We start from the raw sequence: 22,774 nt of genomic DNA, 5'->3' as shown, positions 1-22,774 counted from the left end.
CCGTAGGCTGACGGCATGACGGCAGTACCCAGCCCCGCCGAACGTTACGCCGCCGCCCGGGCCCGCTCGGCCCGCGCGCGGGCCGAGGCCGGGGAGCTCGGCCGGTTCCGCTCCCTGGTCGACTTCGAGCTCGACGACTTCCAGGCCGAGGCCTGCGCCGCCCTGGAGCGCGGCCGCGGCGTCCTGGTGGCGGCCCCCACCGGCGCCGGCAAGACCGTGGTCGGCGAGTTCGCCGTGCACCTGGCGCTCGCCCGCGGCGGCAAGACCTTCTACACCACGCCCATCAAGGCGCTGAGCAACCAGAAGTACCACGACCTCGTCGACCGGCACGGCGTCGACGCCGTCGGGCTGCTGACCGGCGACACCTCCATCAACGGCGACGCGCCGGTGGTCGTGATGACCACCGAGGTGCTGCGCAACATGCTCTACGCCGGCTCGACCACGCTGGAGGGGCTGGCCTACGTGGTGATGGACGAGGTGCACTACCTCGCCGACCGGTTCCGCGGCCCGGTGTGGGAGGAGGTCATCATCCACCTGCCCGACCACGTCCAGCTCGTCTCGCTGTCGGCGACGGTGTCCAACGCCGAGGAGTTCGGCGACTGGCTCGCCACCGTGCGCGGCGACACCGCCGTGGTGGTCAGCGAGCACCGCCCGGTGCCGCTGTGGCAGCACGTCATCACCGCCCCGGACGAGCCGCGCGGGCACCCGCGCCTGTTCGACCTGTACGCGGGGCACGTCGACCCCACCGACCCCGGCACCAACCCGCCGATCGACCCCGACCTGGCCCGGCTGTTCCGCACGCACGGCCGCGCCGGGTCCGCGCCGGGCGCCCGACGCCGTGGCCGCGGGGACCGCGGCTACCGCGGTCGCGGCGGGCGCGGCGGCGACCAGGGCGTGGTCCCGCAGCGCCGCGTGCCGCGCCGGTACGCCGTGGTCGAGGCGCTCGACGAGGACGCCCTGCTGCCGGCGATCTACTTCATCTTCTCCCGCGCCGGCTGCGAGGGCGCCGTCGAGCAGTGCCTGCGCGCCGGGCTGCGCCTGACCAACGCCGAGGAGGAGGCCGAGATCCGCCGGGTGATCGAGGAGCGCACGGTCACCGTGCCGCCCGAGGACCTGGAGGTGCTGGGCTTCTGGCAGTGGCAGCACGCGCTGGCACGGGGCGTGGCCGCCCACCACGCCGGGCTGCTGCCGGTGTTCAAGGAGACCGTCGAGGAGCTGTTCGCCCGCGGGCTGGTCAAGGTCGTGTTCGCCACCGAGACGCTCGCGCTCGGCATCAACATGCCCGCCCGGTCGGTGGTGCTGGAGAAGCTGGTGAAGTTCGACGGCACCGCCCACCAGCCCATCACGCCGGGGGAGTACACCCAGCTGACCGGACGCGCCGGACGGCGCGGCATCGACGTCGAGGGCCACGCCGTCGTCGTCGACCACGTGGGCCTGGACCCGGTCGCCCTGGCCGGGCTCGCCTCGCGCCGGCTGTACCCGCTGCGCTCCAGCTTCCGCCCGACGTACAACATGGCGGTCAACCTCGTCGGCCAGGTCGGCGCCGAACGTGCCCGCGAGGTGCTGGAGACCAGCTTCGCGCAGTTCCAGGCCGACCGGGGCGTGGTCGACCTGGCCAAGCAGGCCCAGGCGCACGCCGAGGCGCTGGAGGGCTACCGCGGCGCCGCGCACTGCGAGCACGGCGACGTCGAGGGCTACCTCACGATCCGGCGGGCCATCACCGCCCGGGAGAAGGAGCTGTCCCGCGCCGCCAAGGGGGCGCGCCGCGCCGACGCGATCGACTCGCTGTCGCGGCTGCGGCGCGGCGACGTCGCCGAGGTGCCGTCGGGTCGGCGGCGCGGCTTCGTGGTCGTGCTGGACCCCGGCGGCGACGAGGGCGGCTTCGACGGGCCGCGCCCGACGGTGCTGACCCAGGAGCGGCAGGTCAAGAAGCTCACCGTCGCCGACACCCCCGACGGGGTGCGCACCGTGACCCGGGTGCGCATCCCGAAGAGCTTCAACTCCCGCCGGCCCGCCGACCGGCGGGACCTGGCCTCCAGCCTGCGCAACGCGCTGGGGGAGCGGTCCGCCCCCGGTAACGACCCGGCCGGGCGCGAGGCGCGCGAGCGGGGCGGTGACGTCGCCTCCGACCGCGAGCTGCAGCGGCTGCGCGGCGACCTGCGCGCCCACCCGGTCCACGGCTGCCCGGAGCGGGAGGACCACCTGCGGTGGGCCCAGCGCGCCGAGACGCTCGCCCGCGAGCAGGACGCGCTGGTCCGGCGCATCGAGGGCCGCACCGGGTCCATCGCCCGCACGTTCGACCGGATCTGCGACGTGCTGACCGAGCTGGACTACCTGCACCGCGGCGACGACGGGCTGCAGGTCACCGAGTCCGGACGTCGGCTGGGCCGGCTGTACGCCGAGGACGACCTGCTGCTGGCCGAGTGCCTGCGCCAGGGCGTGTGGGACGAGCTGCGACCCGCCGAGCTGGCCGCCGCCGTGTCGGTGGTGGTGTACGCCGGGCGGCGTGAGGAGGCCCAGACCGGTCTGGCGGGGGTGCCGGGGCGCCGGCTCGCCGACGCCGTGGACGCGACCGCCGCCGTGTGGGCCCGTGTCACCGAGCTGGAGGCCGCCCATCGCCTGGAGGTGACCGGCACCCTGGACACCGCGCTGACCGCCCCCGTGCACCAGTGGGCCTCGGGCGCCAGCCTCGACACGGTGCTGCGCGGCACCGACATCGCGGCGGGTGACTTCGTGCGCTGGTGCAAGCAGGTCGTCGACGTGCTCGACCAGCTCGCCGCGGCCGCCGGGCCGCCGCTGCGGGGCCGGGCGCGGGCCGCCCAGGACGCGGTGCTGCGCGGTGTCGTGGCGCACTCCACGGTCTGATCCCGGGCCGCCGGTTCCCCGGGGCACCCCCGCGGTGCCCTAGGCTTTCGGCCGTGACCTCCACCCTGTACCGCAACGGTGTCGTCCACTCGGCCGCGGACCCGTTCGCCGAGGCCCTGCTCGTCGACGACGGGGTGGTGGCCTGGCTCGGCGCCGAGGACACCGCCGCCGGTCTGGCCGCCCGTGCCGACGAGGTCGTCGACCTCAACGGCGCGCTGGTCACTCCCGGGTTCGTCGACGCCCACGTGCACACCCTCGAGACGGGGCTGACCGCCGCGGGCGTCGACCTGTCCCCGGCCGCCGGCGGCCACACCCTGGCCGCCGCCCTGGACCGCCTGGCGGCCGCCGCCCGCGACCTGGACGCCGCCGACCCCGGCGGGCAGCAGATCCTGCTCGCCCTCGGGTGGGACGAGGGCGCCTGGCCCGAGGGTCGCGCCCCCTGGCTGAGCGAGCTGGACGCCGCCACCGGGGGACGGCCCACGCTCGCGGTGCGCGTCGACGGACACAGCGCGCTGGCCTCGTCCTCGCTCGCCGCCCGCACCGGCCTGGACCGCACCCCGGACTGGGACGGCACCGGGCTCGTCGGCGGGCAGGCGTACGCGAGCGCCCGCGCCGCCGTGCACGACCTGGACCCCGCGCGCCGCGAGACGCTGTACCGCCGGGCGCTGTCGCAGGCCGCCGCGCGCGGCATCGTGGCCGTGCACGAGATGAGCACCCCGCACGTGGACACCCGCGAGGGCCTGACCGCGCTGATGTCGCTCGCCGCCGACCCCGACCAGCGGCTGCCGCACGTGACCGCCTACCGCGCCGAGCTGTGCACCGGTCCCGAGGACGCCCGGGCGCTGCTGGCCGAGCTGCCGTTCCTGACCGGCATCGGCGGGGACCTGACCGTGGACGGCACCCTCGGTTCGCGCACCGCGGCCCTGACCTCGCCCTACACGGACCTGCCGTCGGAGGCCCGCGAGCGCACCGGCCGGCTGTACCTGTCGGCCGACCAGATCGCCACCCACCTGCTGGCCTGCTCGGCCGCCGGGGTCCAGGGCGGCCTGCACGTCGTGGGCGACCGGGCCATGGACGAGCTCGTCGAGGGGCTGGAGGTCGCGGTGGGCCGCGCGGACGCCGCCACGCTGCGCGGCGGGCACCACCGCATCGAGCACGCCCTGTTCGTGGACGCCGCGGCCCTGGCCTCACTGCTGCTGTACGGCATGGGGCTGTCGATCCAGCCGGCGTACGACTCGACCTGGGGCGGCCCGGACGGCATGTACACCACGCGGCTCGGCGGGCCGCGCGCGGCGAACCTGTCGCCGTTCGCGGACCTGGCCGGGGCGGGGGTGCCGATCGCGTTCGGGTCCGACAGTCCGGTGACCCCGCTGGACCCCTGGCAGGCGGTCCGCGCGGCGATCGGGCACGCGGACCCCTCCCAGCGGGTCAGCGCCCGCTCGGCGTTCCGCGCCCACTCCCGCGGCGGCTGGCGCCTGGCCGGGCTGGACCACACCGGTGCCGGCGAGCTGCGCGTCGGTGCACCGGCGCACCTGGCGGTGTGGCGCACCGGGTCGCTGGCCGTGCAGTCCGCACCGGGCCGGCTGTCGCAGTGGAACCCCGAGGCGCGTGCCGGCCAGCCGCTGCTGCCGGACCTGTCCGAGGACGCGCCGGCCCCGCAGTGCCTGCGCACCGTGCGGGACGGCGTCGTGCTGCACGACGTGCTCGACGGCTGACCGGATGAGCACCGTGACCGATCCCGCCCCGTCCCCCGCGTCCGCGAGCGCCTCCGGCGCGCCGGCGTCCTGGATGACGTCGCGGTCGGCGACGCTGCTGCTGGGCGTCGCCGCCGGGGTGGTGCTGTGGACCGCTTTCCCCGACGTGGGGGCCTGGCCGGCGGCGTTCGTGGCGGTGGGCCTGCTGTTCGCGGCCTGGCGCCGCACGGGCCGGCGCGCGGCCGCGTGGAACGCGCTGGTGGGGCTGGTGGCCGGCTGGTCGTTCTGGTTGCCGCACATCTGGTGGGCGAACTTCGCCACGGACACCGTGCCGTGGCTGGCGCTGGCCACCCTGCAGGCGGCGTTCTGGGCGCTGCTGGGGGCGGTGTGGACGTGGGCGCGCCGCTGGCCGGCGCTGGCCCTGCCGGACCCGGGCGCGTCCGCCGCGACCGCGGTGCTGCGCACGCTCGGGCACGCGGCGGCGTTCGCGGTGCTGTTCGTCGGGGTGGAGCAGGCCCGCTCGCAGGTGCCGTTCGGCGGCTTCCCGTGGGGCCGGCTGGCCTGGACGATGGTGGACGCCCCGACCGGACGGGCGGCCTGGCTGGGCGGAACGGTCGCGGTCTCGTTGCTGGTGGCGCTGGTCGGGGTGCTCGGTGCGGTGGCCGCGGGCCGGGCGCTGGCGGCGGTCCGTGCCCGGCGGGCGGGTCGTGCGGTGCGGCCGGCGCTGCTGGGTGCCGGGGCCGGCGTGCTCGGCGCGGTGGTCCTGGCGGTGGCGCCGGCGGCGCTGCCGCTGCCGGCCGGCCCCGTGCCGCCGGAGCCGGTGGCGACCGCGGACCTGGACACGGTCGTGGTGGACGCGGGCACGGCCACCCATGAGGGACCGGGCCCCGTGCTGCGGGCCGGCGCGGTGCAGGGCAACGTGGCCGAACCCGGCCTGGGGTCGTTCGCCAACCGGGCCGAGGTGCTGACCAACCACCTGGACGGCACCGACGCGCTGGCCGGCCGCGACCTCGACCTCGACGTGGTGCTGTGGCCGGAGAACGGATCGGACCTGGACCCGCAGGAGGCCGAGGACGTCGCCGCGGCGCTCGACGCGGCCGCGGCGCGGGTGGGCGCCCCGATCCTGGTGGGCGCCCAGGAGTACCCCGAGACCGGTGGCCGGTACAACGTGTCCCTGCTGTGGCAGCCGGGGGCCGGGGTGATCGACCGGTACGCCAAGCAGCACCCGGCCCCGTTCGGGGAGTACATCCCGCTGCGCGGGTTCGTGCGGCTGTTCTCGGCCCAGGTGGACCGGGTCACCAACGACATGCTGGCGGGCACCGAGCCGGCCGTGGTCGACCTGCCGCGCTCGGACGGGCCCACGGTGCCGATGGCCACGGCGATCTGCTTCGAGGTCGCCTACGACGAGATCGTGCGGGACGCGGTGCGGCGCGGTGCGCAGGTGCTGGTGGTCCCGACGAACAACGCCTCGTTCGGGTACACCGCGGAGTCCACCCAGCAGCTGGCCATGACCCGCATGCAGGCGATGACCACCGGTCGCGCGGCGGTGCAGATCTCCACCGTGGGGGTCTCGGGCGTCGTGGCACCGGACGGCACGCTGGTGGCGGCGACCGACCTGTTCACCGCCGACCAGCTCGTGGCGGAGCTGCCGCTGCGCACCACCATGACCCCGGCGGTGCGCGCCGGGGAGGGGCCGGGGATCGTCGTGGAGGCCGCGGCCGTGCTGCTCGTGGCCGCCGGTGCGGTCTCGGCCCTCGTCAGCCGCCGTCGCGCGGGAGGAGAGTCGTGAGCACGCTGGTCATCATCCCCACGTACGACGAACGCGAGTCGCTGCCGGGCACGCTGGAACGGCTGCGCACCGCGCAGCCGGACGTGGACGTGCTGGTGGTCGACGACGCCTCGCCGGACGGCACCGGGCGATGGGCCGAGGAGGTCGCGGCCCGGGACCCACGGGTGCACGTGCTGCACCGCACCGGCAAGGGCGGGCTCGGCGCGGCCTACGTCGCCGGGTTCGGCTGGGGGCTCGGGCGCGGCTACGACGTGCTGTGCGAGATGGACGCCGACGGCTCCCACCGGCCCGAGGAGCTGTCACGGCTGCTGGACCGTGCGGCGGACCCCGACGCCCCCGGTCTGGTGCTCGGCTCGCGCTGGGTGCCCGGGGGCCGGGTCGTGAACTGGCCGTGGCACCGCCAGCTGCTCTCCCGCGGCGGCAACACCTACGTGCGGCTGCTGCTGGGCGTGGCCGTGCGGGACGCCACCGGGGGGTTCCGCGCCTTCCGGGCGGACACGCTGCGGGCGATCGACCTGGCCGCCGTGGAGTCGCACGGCTACTGCTTCCAGGTGGACATGACCTGGCGGGTGCTGCGCGGCGGCGGCACCGTCGCCGAGGTGCCGATCACGTTCGTCGAGCGCACGGTGGGGGAGTCGAAGATGTCGCGGGCGATCGTGGTCGAGGCGCTGACGAAGGTGACCGCGTGGGGCCTGGCGCACCGCGGCCGCCAGCTGCGCCGGCTGCTGCCCGGCGGGCGGCGGCGCCCCTGACCGCGCCCCGGCGCCCGCCCGACCGGCGGTGCCGGGCACGACGAAGGGCGGCCCTCCCGCGGGAGGGCCGCCCTTGATCGTGCGTGTCGAGCCGGGCGCCGGGCCGGCCGACGTCAGGCCGAGCGGCGCAGCTTGCCGGCGCGCAGCAGCTCGAGCCGCTCGTCGAGGAGCTCCTCGAGCTCGGAGACGGTGCGGCGCTCGAGCAGCATGTCCCAGTGGGTGCGCTGCGGCTTGGTCGGCTTGGCGTCGGGACGCTCCGCGTCCCGCAGCAGGGCCTCCCCACCGCACTGGCACTCCCAGATCGGGGGAACCTCGGCGTCGGTGGAGAACGGCAGGATGATGGTGTGGCCGTTGGGGCAGTCGTAGTGCGCCTGGAATCGCGGGGCGAAGTCCACGCCCTCGTCGGACTCCATGCTCTTGCTGCCGATGCTCATGCCACGCAGAGAGCGGTCGGGCATGTCGTCCTCCACAGGTCGGGTTTCAGGGGGCCGTGGGATCCAACGCGCCGCCGACGGCGGTTGTTCCGCCCGGGCGTGAAGGTCCGGTGAAGCGTACCGGCTCCTCGGGTTCCGGGTCCGGCGACGGGACCCAATGTGGCGAGGACCGCCCCCGCTCGCAAGTCGAGAGCCTTGTGCGGCACCCTGGTGTGGGTGACGTCACCCGGGCGGGGCGTGCGCCGGGAACAATCGACGGCACCGACGGGTTGGCGCGAGTGCATGCAAACGCATGCAGAGGACCGACAGGAGTGCAACGTGCAGTTCGGCATCTTCTCCGTCTCGGACGTCACGACGGACCCCACCACCGGCCGCACCCCGGACGACACCGAGCGGGTGCGCTCGATGCTGACCATCGCCCGGCACGCCGACGCCGCGGGCCTGGACGTCTTCGCCACCGGCGAGCACCACAACCCGCCGTTCGTGGCCTCGAGCCCCACCACGCTGCTCGGCTACCTGGCCGGCGTCACCGAGAACATCACGCTGTCCACGGCCACCACCCTGATCACCACCAACGACCCGGTGCGCCTGGCCGAGGAGTACGCGATGCTCCAGGTCGTCTCCGACGGCCGCATGGACCTGATGATGGGCCGCGGCAACACCGGTCCCGTCTACCCCTGGTTCGGCCAGGACATCCGCAACGGCATCCCGCTCGCGATCGAGAACTACGCGCTGCTGCGCCGGCTGTGGACCGAGGACGTCGTGGACTGGAGCGGGCAGTTCCGCACCCCGCTGCAGGGCTTCACCTCCACCCCGCGGCCCTTGGACGGGGTGCCGCCGTTCGTCTGGCACGGCTCCATCCGGTCCCCGGAGATCGCCGAGCAGGCCGCCTACTACGGCGACGGGTTCCTGCACAACAACATCTTCTGGCCCATGCACCACACCAAGCAGATGGTGCGGTTCTACCGCCAGCGCTACGAGCACCACGGCCACGGGCGTGCCGACCAGGCGATCGTGGGCCTGGGCGGCCAGGTGTTCGTGCGCAAGAACTCCCAGGACGCGGTGCGCGAGTTCCGCCCCTACTTCGACGTCGCGCCGGTCTACGGCCACGGCCCGAGCCTGGAGGACTTCTCCGCCCAGACGCCGCTGACCGTCGGCTCGCCCCAGCAGGTCATCGACCGCTACGGCGCGTTCGTCGAGGACGTCGGCTACTACCAGCGCCAGATGTTCCTCATCGACCACGCCGGCCTGCCCCTGAAGACCGTCCTGGAGCAGATCGACCTGCTGGCCGAGGAGATCGTGCCCGCGCTGCGCACGATCGTCGAGGCCAAGCGGCCCGCCGAGGACGTGCCGCTGAACCCGCCCACCCACGCCGAACGCGTCGCCGCCGCCCGCACGGCCGGCCGCTCCGGCGCCACGCACGTCGGCGACGGCGGCGACGCCGTGACCGGCACCCGAGCCGAGGAGGTCCTCCGATGAGCACCCGCCGCACCCTCGCGGTCGTCACCGCGGGGCTGTCCCAGCCGTCCTCGACCCGGCTGCTCGCCGACCGGCTGGCCGGCGCCGCCGCCGACGAGCTGCGCGCCGCCGGGCACGAGGTCGACGTCGAGGTCGTCGAGCTGCGCGAGCACGCGCACGCCATCGTCGACGCGATGCTGACCCGGTTCCCCGCCGGCGACCTCGCCGACGCCCTGGACACCGTCACGAACGCCGACGGCCTGGTCCTGGTCAGCCCGCTGTTCACCACGACCTACTCGGGGCTGTTCAAGTCGTTCCTCGACATCGTCGACCCCGACGCCCTGACCGGGACGCCGGTGCTGCTCGGGGCGACCGGCGGCACCGCGCGGCACTCCCTGGCGCTGGACTACTCGATGCGCCCGCTGCTGACCTACCTGCGCGCCCAGGTGGTGCCCACCGCGGTCTTCGCGGCCACCGACGACTGGGCCGGCCAGGACGACGACGGCGCCCTGCCGCGCCGCATCGCGCGGGCGGGCCGCGAGCTCGCCGAGGCCGTGGGCGCCCGCCCGGCCGCGGGCCCGCAGGACGACCCGTTCGGCGACACCCCCGACTTCGCCGAGCTGCTCGGCGGCTCCTGACCGGTCCGCCGTCGGGGCGGACGCGCAGGTCCGGGTACGCTCGGGCCCATGCGCGTCCTGGTCTCCGGCGGAGCCGGCTACATCGGTTCCCACACGGTCCTGTCCCTGCTGGCCTCCGGCCACGACGTCGTCGTGGTCGACGACTTCTCCAACGCCAAGCCGAGCGTCATCGGCCGGCTGGAGGCCCTGTCCGGCCGGCACGTGCCGGTGCACGCGATCGACCTGACCGACGCCGAGAAGACCGAGCGGCTGTTCGCCCACGAGACCTTCGACGCGGTCGTGCACTTCGCCGGGTTCAAGGCGGTGGGGGAGTCCGTGGCCAAGCCGCTGGCGTACTACCGCAACAACATCGACTCCACGCTGTCGCTGCTGGAGGCGATGCGCCGCCACGACGTGCACCGGCTGGTGTTCTCCTCCTCGGCGACCGTCTACGGCGAGCACGCCCCGGTGCCGTACGTCGAGGACTACGAGCACCTGTCCTCCTCCTCGCCGTACGGGCAGACGAAGGTCATGATCGAGCGCATCATGACCGACGTCGCCGCCGCCACCGACGGGCTGCGGGTGGCGCTGCTGCGCTACTTCAACCCCGTCGGCGCCCACCCGTCGGGCCAGATCGGCGAGGACCCCCAGGGCATCCCGAACAACCTCATGCCGTTCATCGCCCAGGTGGCGGTGGGCCGCCGCGAGCGCCTGACGGTGTTCGGCGACGACTACCCGACCGCGGACGGCACCTGCGAGCGCGACTACCTGCACGTCGAGGACCTCGCCGCCGGGCACGTGGCCGCCCTGGAGCACCTCGACGCGATGGTCGAGCCGGTGCGGGCGTTCAACCTCGGCACCGGCACCGGCACCTCGGTGCTGCAGATGCTGCACGCCTTCGAGCGCGCGACCGGCCGCGAGCTGCCCTACGAGATCGGTCCGCGCCGCGCCGGTGACCTGCCGGCGTTCTGGGCCGACCCCACGCGGGCGCACACCGAGCTGGGCTGGCGTGCGCACAAGACGATCGACGACATGTGCGCCGACACCTGGCGCTGGCAGCAGGCCAACCCGCAGGGCTTCCCGGACGCCTGACCAGGAACGACGTCGGCGCGCGGGCTCAGCGGTCGGGCAGGGTCACCGTCACGGTCCGCCCGCCGAAGCCGTGGACCTGGTCGCGCCCCTCGACGACGACCGCCTCGACCTCCCGCGGGATCTCGACGCCGCGCTGGGTGCGCGTGAACGGCTGCTCGCCGGCGTGGTCGTGGGCCAGCGTGTGCACCGCCAGCTCGGTGCCGTCGGGGGTCAGCACCCGCCAGCCGTCAGCGTACCGCTCGGGGGTGTCGTACGGCGAGCTCATCGTGACCTCGAGGTCGCAGGTCTCGCCCGAGCAGTCGGCCACCACCTCCAGCACGTCCGGGTGGCGCTGGGCGTCCGCCGTCGTCGCGGAGGACGGGGCGCCGTCGCCGTCGTCCGGGCCGGCCGGCTGGCACCCGGCCAGCACGACGCCGGCCAGGACGAGCGCCGCCGGAGCGCGCGGACGCCCGCGACCGGCGGTGCCGGGCGCGGGCGTCGATCCGCGGCGGGGTCGGCTCACAGCACCCCGGCGACCTCGCGGTGGTCCAGGCCGTGGGCCTGGGCGACCCCCGCGTGCGTGATGTGACCGGCGTGGGTGTTGAGCCCGCGCGCGAGCGCGGCGTCGGCGCGCAGCGCCTCGCGCCAGCCCGAGTCCGCGAGCGCCACGGCGTAGGGCAGCGTGACGTTGGTCAGGGCGTAGGTGGAGGTGCGCGGCACGGCGCCGGGCATGTTGGCCACGCAGTAGAACACGGTGTCGTGCACCGGGTAGGTGGGCTGGTCGTGGGTCGTGGGCCGCGAGTCCGCGAAGCAGCCGCCCTGGTCGATCGCGATGTCGACCAGCACCGCACCGGGCCGCATCTGGGCCACGAGCTCGTTGGGCACCAGGACGGGGGCCTTGGCGCCGGGCAGCAGGACGGCGCCGATGACCAGGTCGGCCTCGAGCACGGCCTGGCGCAGGCTGAGCCGGTTGGAGGTCAGCGTCTGCACGCGGCCGGCGAACTCGCGGTCCGCGGCGCGCAGCACGTCGACGTTGGTGTCCAGCAGGGTGACGTGGGCGCCCATGCCCACGGCGATGCGGGCGGCGTTCATCCCCGAGGTGCCGGCACCGATGATGACGACCTGCGCGGCCGGCACGCCGGGCACGCCGCCGAGCAGCACCCCGCGGCCGCCGGCGGCGTTCTGCAGGGTGGCCGCCCCGACCTGGGTGGCGAGCCGGCCCGCGACCTCGGACATCGGGGCCAGCAGCGGCAGGAAGCCGTCGGCGTGCTGGACGGTCTCGTAGGCCACGGAGGTGACGCGCCGGGCGAGCAGCTCCTCGGTGAGGGCCTTGTCCGCGGCGAGGTGCAGGTAGGTGAACAGCAGCTGGTCCTCGCGCAGGAGGTGGTACTCCTCGGCGACGGGTTCCTTGACCTTGAGCACCATCTCGCCGGCCGCCCAGGTCGCGGCGGCGCCCTCGACGATGCGGGCGCCCTCCTCGGCGTACTGGGCGTCGGTGATGCCCGCGCCGAGGCCGGCACCGGCCTGGACGTGCACGGTGTGTCCGCGCGTGACGAGCTCGTGCACGCCGGCCGGGGTGATGGCGACGCGGTCTTCGTGGTTCTTGACTTCCTTCGGGACGGCGACGTCCATCGTGGCCCTCTCGGTCGGCTCGGATCGCGAGCACGGACGCGCCGACCGGATGTGACGGCGCTCACCTCCAGTGTGCCGCCTCCGTTCGGTGTGTGCGGTCAGATCAGCGGTTTCTTCGGTACCGTCGATGGATGGCATCGAGTTCTTCGTCCACGCGGGCGTCGCGCACATCCCGTTCGCAGGATGTTCGGTCCCGGCCCGAGGCCGCACCGGGTCTGGAGCGGCGCGCCCGCGCGGCGGTGCGCCTGGACGCGATCGACCACCGGCTGCTGGCGGCGCTGGCCGAGGACGCCCGCGTGCCGAACAACGCCCTGGCCGCCCAGGTCGGCATCGCGCCGTCGACCTGTCTGACCCGGGTGCGGCGCCTGCGGGACGAGGGCGTCATCCGCGGGTTCCACGCGGACGTCGACCCGGCGCTGGCGGGCCGGCCCCTGCAGGCCGTCATCGCCGTGCGCATGCAGGGGGCGGCGCGGTCGCACCTGCCGGCGTTCGCCCGCGAGCTGGCGAGGCTGCCGGGTGTGCTGGACGTCTACCTGCTGGGCGGCGCCCACGACTTCTTCGTGCACGTCACCGCCCCGGACACGGACGTGCTCAACGAGTTCGTCATCGAGAACCTCTCGGCCAACCCCGGGGTGGCGCTGACCGAGACGAACCTGATCTTCCAGCACACCCGCGGCGGCTGGTACTGAGCCCCCGGGCGTCGGCTCAGGCCGTCGCCTCCGGGGTGTCCGGGTCCCCCGTCCCCTCCGCCGCGGTCGCCGACGCGCGCAGCCCGGCGAGCTCGCCCTCGGCCCGCGCCCGGGCCGCCGCCTGGGCCGCCCCGTCGCGGGCGGCGTCGTCCGCGCGGGACCGGGCCGCGGCCAGCTCGTCGCGCAGCCGGGCGGCCTCGCCCTCGAGCCGGTCGCTCGCGGACCGGGCCGCGGTGAGCTCGGCGGCCAGACGGGCCCGCTCGTCCTCGCCGCGCCGGTGCTCGCCGCGCACCGACTCCAGCGCGGAGCGGGCCTCGGCCAGCGTCTCCTGGACGCCGCTCAGCGCGGCGCGCGCCTCGGCGCGCTGCTCGGCCGCGGCCGAGCGGGCGTCCACCGCGGCGGTGAGGTCCTCGCGCAGCGCCGCGGTCTCGGCGTGCGCCCGTGCCAGCTCGGCACGCAGCTCCTCGGCCTGACCCTCGGCCCGACGCGCCGCGGCGGCCGCCTGCTCGCGGGCGAGCCCGGCCTCGTCCAGGAGGTTCCGCAGCCGCTGGGTCTCGGCCCGTGCCTCGGCGAGGTCGGCGCGGGCCTCGTCCCGCTCGGCGGCCGCGGTGTCGGCGGCGCGGGCCAGCCGGTCGGCGTCCTCACGCGCCGAGGCCGCACGCTCCTGCAGCGTCGCGGTCTCCTCGGCGTGCTCGTCGCGCGCCCGTCGCACCGCCTCGCCCCAGAGGCCGGCGACCCCGCGCTCGACCAGCAGCTCGACCGACCGCGGCAGCTCCGGCAGGCGCGCCGCGTCGGCGGCGTCCTCGGCGCGCTGCGTCCGCCAGGCGCGCAGGTGCGTGGTGGCCGTGGCGTTGGAGCACCCCGCCCGCTCACGCACGGTGCTGACCGTCACCGGCTCGTCGTCCGCCAGCAGCGCGTCGGCCGCGGCGAACACCCGCTCCCGGGCGGTGACCGGTGCCGGGGGAGCGTCGGCGGCGTCGTCCGCCGGGCGGCCGTCGTCCTCGGAGGGTGTGACGGACGAGAGGACCGGAGGAGGAGTAGTCATGATGCAATCCTACCGCTACTCCTCCTGACCAACTACCGACACCCGCTTTTCCAAAGCGGGTGCGCAAGAATGCGGGGGAATGCCGTACGGAGAGCATTTGCGCAGTTCAGCGCGCTGCGCGGGCGGTCAGGTCAACCAACCCAAAAGGTGCATCTGCACCATCGGTGAGCACATCGTGAGCAGCGTCTGCCGGGTCGTGCGCGGCGAACTGCGCGGACATCGACTCGCCGAGGCGGTCGAGGTCGTCCTCGAACAGCCCCGCGTAGGTGCGCAGGGTCAGGACGGGGGACTCGTGGCCGAGCATGCGCTGGACGGCCTTGACGCTCGCGCCGCTGGCGATCGCCAACGAGGCGGCGGTGTGCCGCAGGTCGTGCAGGGTCAGCGGGGCGAAGTCCTCGGCGCCGGCGCGCAGGGTGACGCGGGCCACGGCCTCCAGGCGCCGGGTGCGGGCGATCTTCTGGCCGCGGGTCAGGCCGTCGCGGCGGGTGCGGTCGGCCTCGACCAGCACCGCCCAGGTGGCGGCGTCCACGACGCCGGTGACCGGCAGGTCCTGATCGGCCTGGACCCGGCGCACGGCGGTCAGGGTGGTCGTGTCGTAGATCCCGGTGGCGGGCAGCCCGAGCAGCTCCTGGAGCGTGCTCACCGCGGTGCCGGCGGCGCGCACGGCCGGGCGGAAGGCGTGCCGGTCGAAGGACTCGCGGCGCAGCGGGCCGCCGTCGCGCGCGGTGAACAGCAGCGCGGTGCCCGGGCGGCCGCCGAGCCGCTCGGCGAGCTGGGGCTCCAGCACGCTCGGGACCGGCACCTCGCGGCGCGCGTGGGTCTTGGTGCTGCCGAGCAGCAGGGTGCCGTCGTCCAGGCGGGTGTAGGCGCGCTCGATGGTGACGCGTCGCCGCAGCAGGTCCACGTCCCCGGTGCGCAGGGCCGAGACCTCGCCCCAGCGCAGCCCGGTCAGCCCGGCCAGCAGCACCAGCGTGCGCGCCGGGGCGGAGGCGGTCGCGTCGGCCGCGCGGCGCAGCTGTTCGTGGGACAGGTACCGGTGCGGCTTGGTCTTGGGCGCGCGCGGCAGGGACGGCACGCGCCCCGAGGGGGTGCGGGCCGGGTTGGCCGTCAGTCGGCGGGCGTCCACCGCGGCGTCCAGCAGCGCCACCAGCAGTCGCACCGCGTCACGACGCCGGGCGGGGGAGGCCGGCTCGGCGGCCCCGTGCGGGCGCATCTCGACCGCCCACCGGGCGACGTCGTCGTGCGTCACCCGGCGCAGCGGCTCCTGGCCGAAGGCGGGGGCGACCAGGGTCCGGAACCGTTCGCGCTCGGACTCCAGGGTGCGCGGGGCGCGGTCGGCGCGGGCGGCCTGCCAGGCCTCGAACCACTCGGCCACGGTCAGCGTGCCGGACCGCGGGTCGACCCAGTCCCCGCGCTTGCCCGCCTCCTCGGCCCGGCGGGCCTCGGCCAGCGCGTCACGTCGGTCCCGGAACGCCCGGGTGCTGCGCAGACGGCCGTCGATGCGGAAGCGCCCTACGTACGACGTCGTGCCGCCGGCTCCGGTGCGCTTCTCGGTGTAGGCCATGGGGGGAGCCTACTGGCCCGGTCACGGCGATGACCTGCGGCGACGCCGTGGAGGACAAGGGTCGGTGCGAGTTGCTCAGGGCTCGGCGGCGAGGTCGTCCTCCATGGCCCGCAGGATGCGGAACTCCGCGAGGATCTGGTCGTGCCCGGCGAGCGCCTCGGCCTCGGTGGCGTACCGCCGTGTCGTGCACGGTGGTCCGTAGTCCGGCCCCCTGACGCCGGGGAGGGACGGCTTGAGCACCGGGAAGACCATGGTCTCGAAGATCAGCGGGCGCGCGACGGGCAGTCCGCGCCAGTTGTCGGTGCCCAGCCACACGGTCGACACCTGGTAGCGGCCGAGCGCGTCGAAGGCCACCCCCCTGAACTCGAAGTCCGCCATGTGGTCGAGCCATTCCGCATGGGAGATCCGCCGCCCCTGGCGGTCGTAGTAGGGCAGACCGTTGACGTGGTCGAACGTCTCGTCCACGCTGCCACCTCTCGACGGGCCGACTTCCACGCTAGCGGCGCGCCGTGTGCGGCCGGGGGCGAAACGCCGACCGGTGGTCAGCCCGGTCCTAGACGCCCACGGAGCCGTCGATCGCCTCGCGGATCAGGTCGGCGTGCCCCAGGTGCCGGGCGTACTCCTGGACCAGGTGCAGCAGGATCCACCGCAGCGAGTACGGCCCCTCGCCCTCGGGTGGGTTCACCGCGAGGACGTCGAGCCCTGCCGCGCTGGCCACGATCTGCTCGGTGACGCGCTGCGACTCGTCGAGCCAGGCGAACAGCTGCGCCGGGGAGTCCGCCGCGGCCGTGGTGAATGTCCAGCCCTCGTTCTCGCGCTGCCACTGGTCGAGCCAGGACGGCGCCTCCACACCGCCGGCGAAGGTCAGGTTGACCCAGCCCGCCTCGACGACGGCCAGGTGCTTGAGCAGACCGCCGAGGGTGAGCGCGCTCGGGGCATGCCGCTGGGCGAGCTGTTCGGAACTCAGCCCGGAGCACTTCCACCGGATCGTGTCGCGCTGGAAGGCGAGCATGCTCAGCAGCGTCTCCCGCTCGTCCCCGACCTGCGGGGTGCGGGTCCGGTCGGCGGAACCGGTGATCGTCGGCATACGCCTGACGCTATCGGCCCGCTGCCGGGCCGCGACGGCGGCACGCCGCCGTTCAGCGACCGTCCTCAGGAGGCGGGACAGGCAAGGCGAACGTCATGAAAACGCTGTTCGGGTCCGGCACGTAAGTGGCGAACGGCTCGCACTCGACGAACCCGTGCCGGGTGTAGATGCGCCGGGCCGGGGCGAAGAAGTCCTCGGCGCCGGTCTCCAGGCTCACGCGGGTGTACCCGCGCTCGGCGGCCAGGGTCATCAGCTCGCCCAGCAGGCGGGTGGCGACCCCGAGCCCGCGCGCCCCGCGGGCGGTGCGCATCGACTTGATCTCCCCGTGCCCGCCCGGGCCCGGGTCGAGCTCGCTGAGCGCCCCGCAGCCGAGCAACTGCCCGGTCTCGTCGCTGCGCGCGGTCAGGAACGTCACGGCCGGGCCCGCGAGCGCCACCGGGTCGAGGGCGTGCACGGACTCCGGCGGGGAGGTGGCGTGCATCTCGGCGAGGTGCTCCTCGAGCAGGGCGCGCACGTCCGCGCGGGCGGGGGAGTCGACGGCGATGTTCACGCAGGCCATCATCCCTGGCGCGTGTTGAGCGGGTGTGACGGCGGCGCGGGGAGTCTCAGGGAGCGTGCACGGTGGGGTCGTCGCGCAGCACGTCCAGCAGCAGCGGCTCGATGGCGTCGGGGTTCTCCAGGGTGGGCAGGTGCCCGGCCCAGTCCAGGGCGAGCAGCTCGGCGCCGGGGATGGACTCGACCAGGCGCGCGGCCACGGCCCGGAAGTGGTCCATGTCGTGGCCGCCGGTGACCACGAGGGTGGGCACGTGGATGCGGTGCAGGTCGACGTCGACGGGTCGCGGGGTGCCGGCGGCGGCGCCGCGGGCGTGGGCGTCGGTCTCGGCGGCGAGCTGGATGTCGAAGGCGCGGTGCTGCATGCGTGCCAGCGCGGCCCGGGTCTCGTCGTCGGCGTCGGGCCCCAGCCAGGTGTCGACGTTGAGCGCCACGGCGGCGTCCAGGTCCCCGGCGTCCAGCAGCGTCTCCTCGTGGGCGATGAAGTCGCGCAGGGCGGCGCTCGGCGGCAGGTCGGGGTAGGCGGGGGAGATGAGCACGAGCTCGCGCACGCGGTCGGGGTGGCGGCTCGCGAGCTCGAGGGCCACGCGCGCGCCGAGGCTGTTGCCGACCACGACGGCGTCCTCGATGCCGCAGGCGTCCATGACCTCGGCCACGTCGTCGGCGTCGACGTAGTCCTCGGCGGGCAGCGGGGTCTCGCCGAAGCCGCGCAGGTCGGGCCGCAGGACGCGGAAGACCTGGCTCAGACCCGTCATGACGGGGTCCCACATGTGCCGGTCGGCGACCCCGGCGTGCAGCAGAAGGGCGTGCGGACCGGTGCCGGTGACGTCGTGGGCGAGCAGCATGACCCCACGCTAGGAGGCGTGGGGGCGGATCGCACCCGGGAATGCCGCGCCGGTCCATCGGTTGTCATGGACATGAAGCACATCGGTTTCCTGTCCTTCGGCCACTGGACCGACCACCCGTCCTCGGCCACCCGCAGCGCGGCGGACGTGCTCGCGCAGTCGATCGATCTGGCCGAGGCGGCCGAGGAGCTGGGTGCCGACGGCGCCTACTTCCGGGTGCACCACTTCGCCCGCCAGCTGGCCAGCCCGTTCCCGCTGCTGGCGGCCGTGGGGGCGCGCACGCGCCGCATCGAGATCGGCACGGGGGTGATCGACATGCGCTACGAGAACCCCGCCTACATGACCGAGGACGCCGGGGCGGCGGACCTCATCGCCGGCGGGCGGCTGCAGCTGGGGATCTCGCGCGGCAGCCCGGAGCAGGTCATCGAGGGCTACCGGCACTTCGACCACGTCCCGGCGCCGGGGGAGTCGGACGCGGACATGGCCCGCCGGCACACCGCCCGGTTCCTGGAGCTGCTGTCCGGCCAGGGGTTCGCCGAGCCGAACCCGCGCCCGATGTTCCCCAACCCGCCGGGCCTGCTGCGCCTGGAGCCGCACGCGCCGGGCCTGCGCGAGCGCATCTGGTGGGGTGCGGGCTCGCGGGCGACGGCCGAGTGGGCGGCGGCCCAGGGCATGCACCTCATGAGCTCGACGCTGCTGACCGAGGACACGGGCGTGCCGTTCCACGAGCTGCAGGCCGAGCAGATCCGGCGGTTCCGCGACGCCTGGGCCGCGGCCGGGCACGCGCACGCCCCGCGGGTGTCGGTGTCCCGGTCGGTCTTCCCGATCACCGACGACCGCGACCGGGCCTACTTCGGCCTGGAGACGCGCTCCACCGACCAGGTGGGCATGCTCGAGGGCGGCCGGGCGCGGTTCGGCAAGACCTACGCCGGGGAGGTCGACCAGGTCGTGGCGGACCTCGCCGGGGACACGGCGGTCGCGGCCGCGGACACCCTGCTGCTGACGGTGCCCAACCAGCTCGGGGTGGACTACAACGCCCACGTCATCGAGAACGTGGTGCGGCACGTGGCCCCGCAGCTCGGCTGGCGCTGAGCCTCAGCAGGCGGCCGCCGGCGCGTCGGCCGCGGCGTCGGCGAGCGCCGCGTCGATGAGCCGGTGGCCGCGGGCCTCCAGGGCGCGCGCCCCGGCCCGGTGGGCCCGCACGGCGGTGCGGACCGCCTCGCGCAGCCGCGCCCGGCGCCAGGTCGGGCCGTGGAAGGGGTCGGCGCCGTAGCCCTCGACGACGGCGGCGCGCAGGTCGGCCCGACCGGTGAGCTCCCGGGCGTCCAGGCGGGCCAGGTCGGCCACCGGCGGGCGCCACCCGTACCGCCCGAAGCCGACCACGCGCAGCAGTCCGGCGTCGTCGAGCAGCCAGCGGCGGGGCACGAAGTCGCCGTGGGTGGGGACCACGCGCACCGGCGGGTGCTCGTGCGCGGCGATCGCGCGGCGCAGCGCGGCCACCGCGGCGGGCGCGATGCGGTGGTCGTCGTCGAGCAGGGCGAGCGTGCGGGCGTCCTGGGCGGCCTCCCAGTCGCCGTCCACGCGCGACCCGGTCGCGTGCAGCCGGGCCAGCAGCATCCCGGCCTGCCGGTAGGTCTCGGGCCGCTCCGCGGCGGGGTGGCCCTCGGCCGGGCGGCCCGGCAGCCAGCCGAGCGCGAGCAGGCGCTGCTCGCGGTCGGCGCCGAGCAGGCGGGGGAAGCGGTCCTGGCCGGTCAGGTCGTCCAGGACCTCGGTGTGCGCGGCCAGCTCGCGCCCGAAGCGCCCGTCCATGTCGCGGTAGCGCCTGACCGCCGCCAGGGTGCCGTCGGCGGCCCGCACCTGCCACACGCCGGTGCCGGTCGACCCCCGGGAGTGGGCGGCCACGACGCGGACGGGTCCGAGCCAGCCGGCCACGACGTCGCGGACGGCGGGGTCGGGTCCCTGCGGCTCGCACGTCATCGGGGCACGATATCGACCCGCGGGACGGGGGTGCGCGCCGGGGTGGCGGGCGCGCCATACTGTGGCCCCGACCCGACCTCGACCCGGCGGCACCGTGGCCGTCGCGGAAGGAAGCACCGTGGCCCTGCCCAGCCCCAGCTACACCATCACCCTGCGCGTGCAGGTCCCGGCCTCCCAGCGGGCCTCGAGCACCGTGGTCGCCGCCGTCGCGGACACCGGGGCGGCGGTGACCGGCGTCGACGTCGCCCACTCCACCGCGCACGGCCTGGTCGTGGACCTGACCTGCGACACCGTCGACGCCGAGCACGGCGACCGGATCGCGGCGCGGCTCGAGGAGCTCGAGGGCGTGCACGTGCTCAAGTGGTCGGACTCGACGTTCCTGCTGCACCTGGGCGGCAAGATCGAGGTGGCGGTCAAGTCCCCGATCACCACCCGGCGCGACCTGTCGCGCGCCTACACCCCGGGCGTGGCGCGGGTGTGCACCGCCATCGCCGACAACCCCGAGGACGCGCGCCGGCTGACGATCAAGCGCAACACCGTCGCGGTGGTCACCGACGGCACGGCGGTGCTCGGCCTGGGCGACATCGGCCCGGCCGCGGCGCTGCCGGTGATGGAGGGCAAGGCGGCGCTGTTCAAGCAGTTCGGCGGGGTGGACGCCTGGCCCGTGTGCCTGGACACCACCGACACCGACGAGATCGTGGCGATCGTCAAGGCGCTCGCCCCGGTGTACGGCGGGGTGAACCTCGAGGACATCGCCGCCCCGCGCTGCTTCGAGATCGAGGCCCGGCTGCGCGCCGAGCTCGACATCCCCGTCTTCCACGACGACCAGCACGGCACCGCGATCGTGGTGCTGGCGGCCCTGGTCAACGCCCTGAAGGTGGTGGACAAGCACATCTCCCAGGTGCGCGTGGTCGTCTCCGGGGTGGGCGCGGCCGGCAACGCCATCATCCGGCTGCTGCGCGCCCAGGGCGCCCGGCACATCGTCGCCTTCGGGCGCACCGGGGCGCTGCACCCCGGCGAGGAGCACGGCGACCCGCACCGCGCCTGGATCGCCGAGCACACCAACCCCGAGGGGTTCACCGGCTCCCTGCGCGACGGGCTGGCCGGGGCCGACGTGTTCATCGGCGTCTCCGCCGGGGACATCCTCACCGGCGCCGACATCGCCCGCATGGCCGACGACGCGATCGTGTTCGCGCTGGCCAACCCCACCCCCGAGGTCGACCCGGTGGCCGCCTCCGAGCACGCCACCGTGGTGGCCACCGGCCGCTCGGACCACCCCAACCAGATCAACAACGTGCTGGCCTTCCCCGGGCTGTTCCGCGGCCTGCTGGACTCCGGCGCCACCGAGATCACCGACGAGCTGATGCGCGTGGCCGCGCTGGCGATCGCCGGGGTGGTCGCCGACGACGAGCTCAACAGCGCCTTCGTCATCCCCGGGGTGTTCGACCACCGGGTGGCCGAGTCCGTGGCCGAGGCGGTGCGCACCGTCGCGGCCGGCGGGCGGCGGGTCAGGACGTCGTGGCGAGGGCCTGCTGCCAGGTGACCAGGTCGGCGACCTTGCCGGACAGGTGCCCGGCGGTGGCGCCGTCGGCCACGAGCGCGTCGGCCAGGGCCGTGGCCGGGCGCAGCGTGCGCACCGCGGCGCCGTGCTCGCCGGCCTCGGCCTGCGCCCGCGCGGTGGCGAGCCGGCGCTCGAGCTGGTCCACGGCGACCCGGTCGCGCGCCGTGGCGGCGGGCAGGTCGGCCACCAGGGCGTCGACCTCGCCGAAGGTGACGCAGTCGCCGCCGCCGCTGACCGTCCCGGCCGTCCACCGGATGCCGCGCAGCACCGAGGTCAGGAACGTCGGGTCCGACCACGCCTCGTCGACGTGCCCGGCGCCCTGGTGCCAGGAGCGGCCCCCCTCGAAGTTCTGGCACCACGCGATGGGGTGGTCGTCGCCCATCGTGCCGCCGTCGTAGGTGTCCTCGTCCAGGGTCATGAGCACCTGGACCTCGCCGCGCGGGTTGAGCGTGTAGTTGTACCACTCGTCCCAGCGCTCCCAGGTGGCGGGCACGTCCGTCATCGAGGGGTGGGCCGGGTTCTCCACGCGCATGGTGGCGGTCTGCTGGCGCGGGTGCCCGGCGAACCGTGCCCCGCCGCCGATGAGCCGGGTGAACCAGCTCGAGGTGTGCATGGTGTCGGTGGCGGCGTGCAGGCCGACCACGCCGCCACCGGCGTGGACGTAGCCCTGCAGGGCGGCGATCTCGGTCTCGTCCAGCAGCCGGGGCTGGGCGGGGTCGAGGTTGTTGGTGTTGTCCACCGGGGAGACGAACACGATCGAGTCGTAGCGGGCCAGGTCCGCGGCGGTCGTGAACGGCGTGCTGTCCATCGTCAGGTCCGGCTGGCCGGGCGAGCCAGGCCCCCACCAGCCGCCGGAGTCGTTGGGCGGGTCCCACACGTCGACCTCGTAGCCGTGCTCGGCACCGAGGTCGATCAGGGCGTGGGTGGTCTCGTCGATGTGCGAGTGCCGGAACCCGAGGGTCTTGCCGACGACGAGGATCTCCTCCAGCCCGGGCTCGGCGGCCGCGGCCGGGGCGGTGGCCGCCGAGCAGAGCCCGACGGCGACGGCGGACGTGGCCAGCGCGGAGACGAGGCGGCGAGGACGGGTCGAGGTGGTCATGGCGCTCCCTTGCGCGGACGACATTGTGTACGTCCGCTCAACT

The 22,774-nt window shown here is 75.2% G+C and carries 21 protein-coding genes; 10 read left to right on the top strand and 11 right to left on the bottom strand.

Going from position 1 to position 22,774, the window contains the following annotated elements; all coding sequences use genetic code 11:
- The first annotated feature begins 15 nt into the window (after positions 1–15).
- Genes Q6350_RS14370 through Q6350_RS14355 form a run of 4 tightly spaced genes read left to right on the top strand, consistent with a single transcriptional unit; the run spans position 16 to position 7,100 of the window.
- The gene (locus Q6350_RS14370; protein ID WP_304603908.1) at positions 16–2,865 is read left to right on the top strand and encodes an RNA helicase; all 2,850 of its coding nucleotides are present in this window, start codon (positions 16–18) and stop codon (positions 2,863–2,865) included.
- A 53-nt stretch (positions 2,866–2,918) separates the two neighbouring features.
- Positions 2,919–4,580 carry an amidohydrolase gene (locus tag Q6350_RS14365; protein WP_305066543.1) on the top strand — a complete coding sequence of 554 codons (1,662 nt, stop codon included), beginning with the start codon at positions 2,919–2,921 and terminating at the stop codon, positions 4,578–4,580.
- Between the two features lie 4 nt (positions 4,581–4,584).
- Entirely contained in the window at positions 4,585–6,348 is a 1,764-nt protein-coding gene (lnt, locus tag Q6350_RS14360) for an apolipoprotein N-acyltransferase (RefSeq protein ID WP_305066542.1), read from the top strand.
- Complete coding sequence (locus Q6350_RS14355; RefSeq protein WP_304603905.1) at positions 6,345–7,100, top strand: polyprenol monophosphomannose synthase; 756 nt, start codon at positions 6,345–6,347, stop codon at positions 7,098–7,100. The genes lnt and Q6350_RS14355 overlap by 4 nt, the downstream gene beginning before the upstream one ends.
- 113 nt (positions 7,101–7,213) lie before the next feature.
- Here the strand turns inward: Q6350_RS14355 and Q6350_RS14350 are convergent, their stop codons facing one another.
- A complete protein-coding gene (locus tag Q6350_RS14350; protein ID WP_171245783.1) occupies positions 7,214–7,558 on the bottom strand; it encodes an RNA polymerase-binding protein RbpA in 345 nt (114 codons plus the stop codon).
- 294 nt (positions 7,559–7,852) lie between these two features.
- Here Q6350_RS14350 and Q6350_RS14345 point away from each other — a divergent pair, with 294 nt between their 5' ends.
- Genes Q6350_RS14345 through galE form a run of 3 tightly spaced genes read left to right on the top strand, consistent with a single transcriptional unit; the run spans position 7,853 to position 10,701 of the window.
- Positions 7,853–9,013 carry an LLM class flavin-dependent oxidoreductase gene (locus tag Q6350_RS14345; protein WP_171245784.1) on the top strand — a complete coding sequence of 387 codons (1,161 nt, stop codon included), beginning with the start codon at positions 7,853–7,855 and terminating at the stop codon, positions 9,011–9,013.
- Positions 9,010–9,630, top strand: coding sequence for an FMN reductase (locus Q6350_RS14340; protein WP_171245785.1), 621 nt, complete (start codon positions 9,010–9,012; stop codon positions 9,628–9,630). Before Q6350_RS14345 ends, Q6350_RS14340 begins: the two co-directional genes overlap by 4 nt.
- A gap of 48 nt (positions 9,631–9,678) precedes the next feature.
- Complete coding sequence (gene galE / locus Q6350_RS14335; RefSeq protein ID WP_304603904.1) at positions 9,679–10,701, top strand: UDP-glucose 4-epimerase GalE; 1,023 nt, start codon at positions 9,679–9,681, stop codon at positions 10,699–10,701.
- Between the two features lie 25 nt (positions 10,702–10,726).
- Here the strand turns inward: galE and Q6350_RS14330 are convergent, their stop codons facing one another.
- On the bottom strand, positions 10,727–11,203 hold the full coding sequence (locus Q6350_RS14330) for a hypothetical protein (RefSeq protein WP_304603903.1): 477 nt from the start codon (positions 11,201–11,203) through the stop codon (positions 10,727–10,729).
- On the bottom strand, positions 11,200–12,312 hold the full coding sequence (gene ald, locus Q6350_RS14325) for an alanine dehydrogenase (protein WP_304607681.1): 1,113 nt from the start codon (positions 12,310–12,312) through the stop codon (positions 11,200–11,202). Before ald ends, Q6350_RS14330 begins: the two co-directional genes overlap by 4 nt.
- A 131-nt stretch (positions 12,313–12,443) precedes the next feature.
- Here ald and Q6350_RS14320 point away from each other — a divergent pair, with 131 nt between their 5' ends.
- Positions 12,444–13,001 carry an Lrp/AsnC family transcriptional regulator gene (locus Q6350_RS14320; protein ID WP_304607680.1) on the top strand — a complete coding sequence of 186 codons (558 nt, stop codon included), beginning with the start codon at positions 12,444–12,446 and terminating at the stop codon, positions 12,999–13,001.
- A gap of 16 nt (positions 13,002–13,017) precedes the next feature.
- Here Q6350_RS14320 and Q6350_RS14315 read toward each other — a convergent pair whose 3' ends face one another.
- The 6 genes from Q6350_RS14315 to Q6350_RS14290 all read right to left on the bottom strand — a co-directional run bounded on the left by Q6350_RS14315 (position 13,018) and on the right by Q6350_RS14290 (position 18,094).
- Positions 13,018–14,046 (bottom strand): DNA-binding protein, encoded by a 1,029-nt coding sequence (locus Q6350_RS14315; RefSeq protein WP_305066541.1) that lies wholly within the window; start codon positions 14,044–14,046, stop codon positions 13,018–13,020.
- Between the two features lie 106 nt (positions 14,047–14,152).
- Positions 14,153–15,610, bottom strand: coding sequence for a tyrosine-type recombinase/integrase (locus Q6350_RS14310; protein ID WP_305066540.1), 1,458 nt, complete (start codon positions 15,608–15,610; stop codon positions 14,153–14,155).
- 75 nt (positions 15,611–15,685) lie between these two features.
- Positions 15,686–16,075 carry a hypothetical protein gene (locus tag Q6350_RS14305; protein ID WP_304603898.1) on the bottom strand — a complete coding sequence of 130 codons (390 nt, stop codon included), beginning with the start codon at positions 16,073–16,075 and terminating at the stop codon, positions 15,686–15,688.
- Between the two features lie 88 nt (positions 16,076–16,163).
- On the bottom strand, positions 16,164–16,697 hold the full coding sequence (locus Q6350_RS14300; protein WP_304603897.1) for a DinB family protein: 534 nt from the start codon (positions 16,695–16,697) through the stop codon (positions 16,164–16,166).
- A 52-nt stretch (positions 16,698–16,749) separates the two neighbouring features.
- A complete protein-coding gene (locus Q6350_RS14295) occupies positions 16,750–17,256 on the bottom strand; it encodes a GNAT family N-acetyltransferase (protein ID WP_304604447.1) in 507 nt (168 codons plus the stop codon).
- Between the two features lie 46 nt (positions 17,257–17,302).
- Positions 17,303–18,094: an alpha/beta fold hydrolase gene (locus Q6350_RS14290; RefSeq protein ID WP_304603896.1), complete on the bottom strand. Its 792-nt coding sequence runs from the start codon at positions 18,092–18,094 to the stop codon at positions 17,303–17,305.
- 72 nt (positions 18,095–18,166) lie between these two features.
- Between Q6350_RS14290 and Q6350_RS14285 the strand changes: the two genes are divergently transcribed.
- The gene (locus Q6350_RS14285; RefSeq protein WP_305066628.1) at positions 18,167–19,186 is read left to right on the top strand and encodes an LLM class flavin-dependent oxidoreductase; all 1,020 of its coding nucleotides are present in this window, start codon (positions 18,167–18,169) and stop codon (positions 19,184–19,186) included.
- A 3-nt stretch (positions 19,187–19,189) separates the two neighbouring features.
- On the opposite strand, the gene Q6350_RS14280 is transcribed toward Q6350_RS14285, so the two are convergent.
- A complete protein-coding gene (locus Q6350_RS14280; protein WP_305066539.1) occupies positions 19,190–20,071 on the bottom strand; it encodes an aminoglycoside phosphotransferase family protein in 882 nt (293 codons plus the stop codon).
- A 118-nt stretch (positions 20,072–20,189) separates the two neighbouring features.
- On the opposite strand from Q6350_RS14280, the gene Q6350_RS14275 reads away from it, so the two are divergent.
- Positions 20,190–21,614: an NAD-dependent malic enzyme gene (locus Q6350_RS14275; RefSeq protein ID WP_304603894.1), complete on the top strand. Its 1,425-nt coding sequence runs from the start codon at positions 20,190–20,192 to the stop codon at positions 21,612–21,614.
- Here Q6350_RS14275 and Q6350_RS14270 read toward each other — a convergent pair.
- Positions 21,580–22,731 (bottom strand): ThuA domain-containing protein, encoded by a 1,152-nt coding sequence (locus Q6350_RS14270; protein ID WP_305066537.1) that lies wholly within the window; start codon positions 22,729–22,731, stop codon positions 21,580–21,582. The genes Q6350_RS14275 and Q6350_RS14270 overlap by 35 nt on opposite strands.
- Positions 22,732–22,774 lie beyond the last annotated feature (43 nt).

The organism is Isoptericola sp. b515 (assembly GCF_030588125.1).
Lineage (GTDB): Bacteria > Actinomycetota > Actinomycetes > Actinomycetales > Cellulomonadaceae > Isoptericola > Isoptericola sediminis.
Note: the sequence above shows the minus strand (reverse complement) of the source record. Positions and strands in the feature narration are given on the sequence as shown.

Excerpts from the sequence above, each read along its gene's own strand:
- Q6350_RS14285 (WP_305066628.1), top strand. The coding sequence starts at position 18,167 with ATGAAGCACATCGGTTTCCTGTCCTTCGGCCACTGGACCGACCACCCG.
- Q6350_RS14280 (WP_305066539.1), bottom strand. The coding sequence starts at position 20,071 with ATGACGTGCGAGCCGCAGGGACCCGACCCCGCCGTCCGCGACGTCGTG.
- Q6350_RS14370 (WP_304603908.1), top strand. The coding sequence starts at position 16 with ATGACGGCAGTACCCAGCCCCGCCGAACGTTACGCCGCCGCCCGGGCC.
- Q6350_RS14300 (WP_304603897.1), bottom strand. The coding sequence starts at position 16,697 with ATGCCGACGATCACCGGTTCCGCCGACCGGACCCGCACCCCGCAGGTC.
- Q6350_RS14310 (WP_305066540.1), bottom strand. The coding sequence starts at position 15,610 with ATGGCCTACACCGAGAAGCGCACCGGAGCCGGCGGCACGACGTCGTAC.
- Q6350_RS14320 (WP_304607680.1), top strand. The coding sequence starts at position 12,444 with ATGGCATCGAGTTCTTCGTCCACGCGGGCGTCGCGCACATCCCGTTCG.
- Q6350_RS14315 (WP_305066541.1), bottom strand. The coding sequence starts at position 14,046 with ATGACTACTCCTCCTCCGGTCCTCTCGTCCGTCACACCCTCCGAGGAC.
- galE (WP_304603904.1), top strand. The coding sequence starts at position 9,679 with ATGCGCGTCCTGGTCTCCGGCGGAGCCGGCTACATCGGTTCCCACACG.
- Q6350_RS14350 (WP_171245783.1), bottom strand. The coding sequence starts at position 7,558 with ATGCCCGACCGCTCTCTGCGTGGCATGAGCATCGGCAGCAAGAGCATG.
- lnt (WP_305066542.1), top strand. The coding sequence starts at position 4,585 with ATGAGCACCGTGACCGATCCCGCCCCGTCCCCCGCGTCCGCGAGCGCC.
- Q6350_RS14290 (WP_304603896.1), bottom strand. The coding sequence starts at position 18,094 with ATGCTGCTCGCCCACGACGTCACCGGCACCGGTCCGCACGCCCTTCTG.
- Q6350_RS14270 (WP_305066537.1), bottom strand. The coding sequence starts at position 22,731 with ATGACCACCTCGACCCGTCCTCGCCGCCTCGTCTCCGCGCTGGCCACG.
- Q6350_RS14340 (WP_171245785.1), top strand. The coding sequence starts at position 9,010 with ATGAGCACCCGCCGCACCCTCGCGGTCGTCACCGCGGGGCTGTCCCAG.
- Q6350_RS14295 (WP_304604447.1), bottom strand. The coding sequence starts at position 17,256 with ATGGCCTGCGTGAACATCGCCGTCGACTCCCCCGCCCGCGCGGACGTG.
- ald (WP_304607681.1), bottom strand. The coding sequence starts at position 12,312 with ATGGACGTCGCCGTCCCGAAGGAAGTCAAGAACCACGAAGACCGCGTC.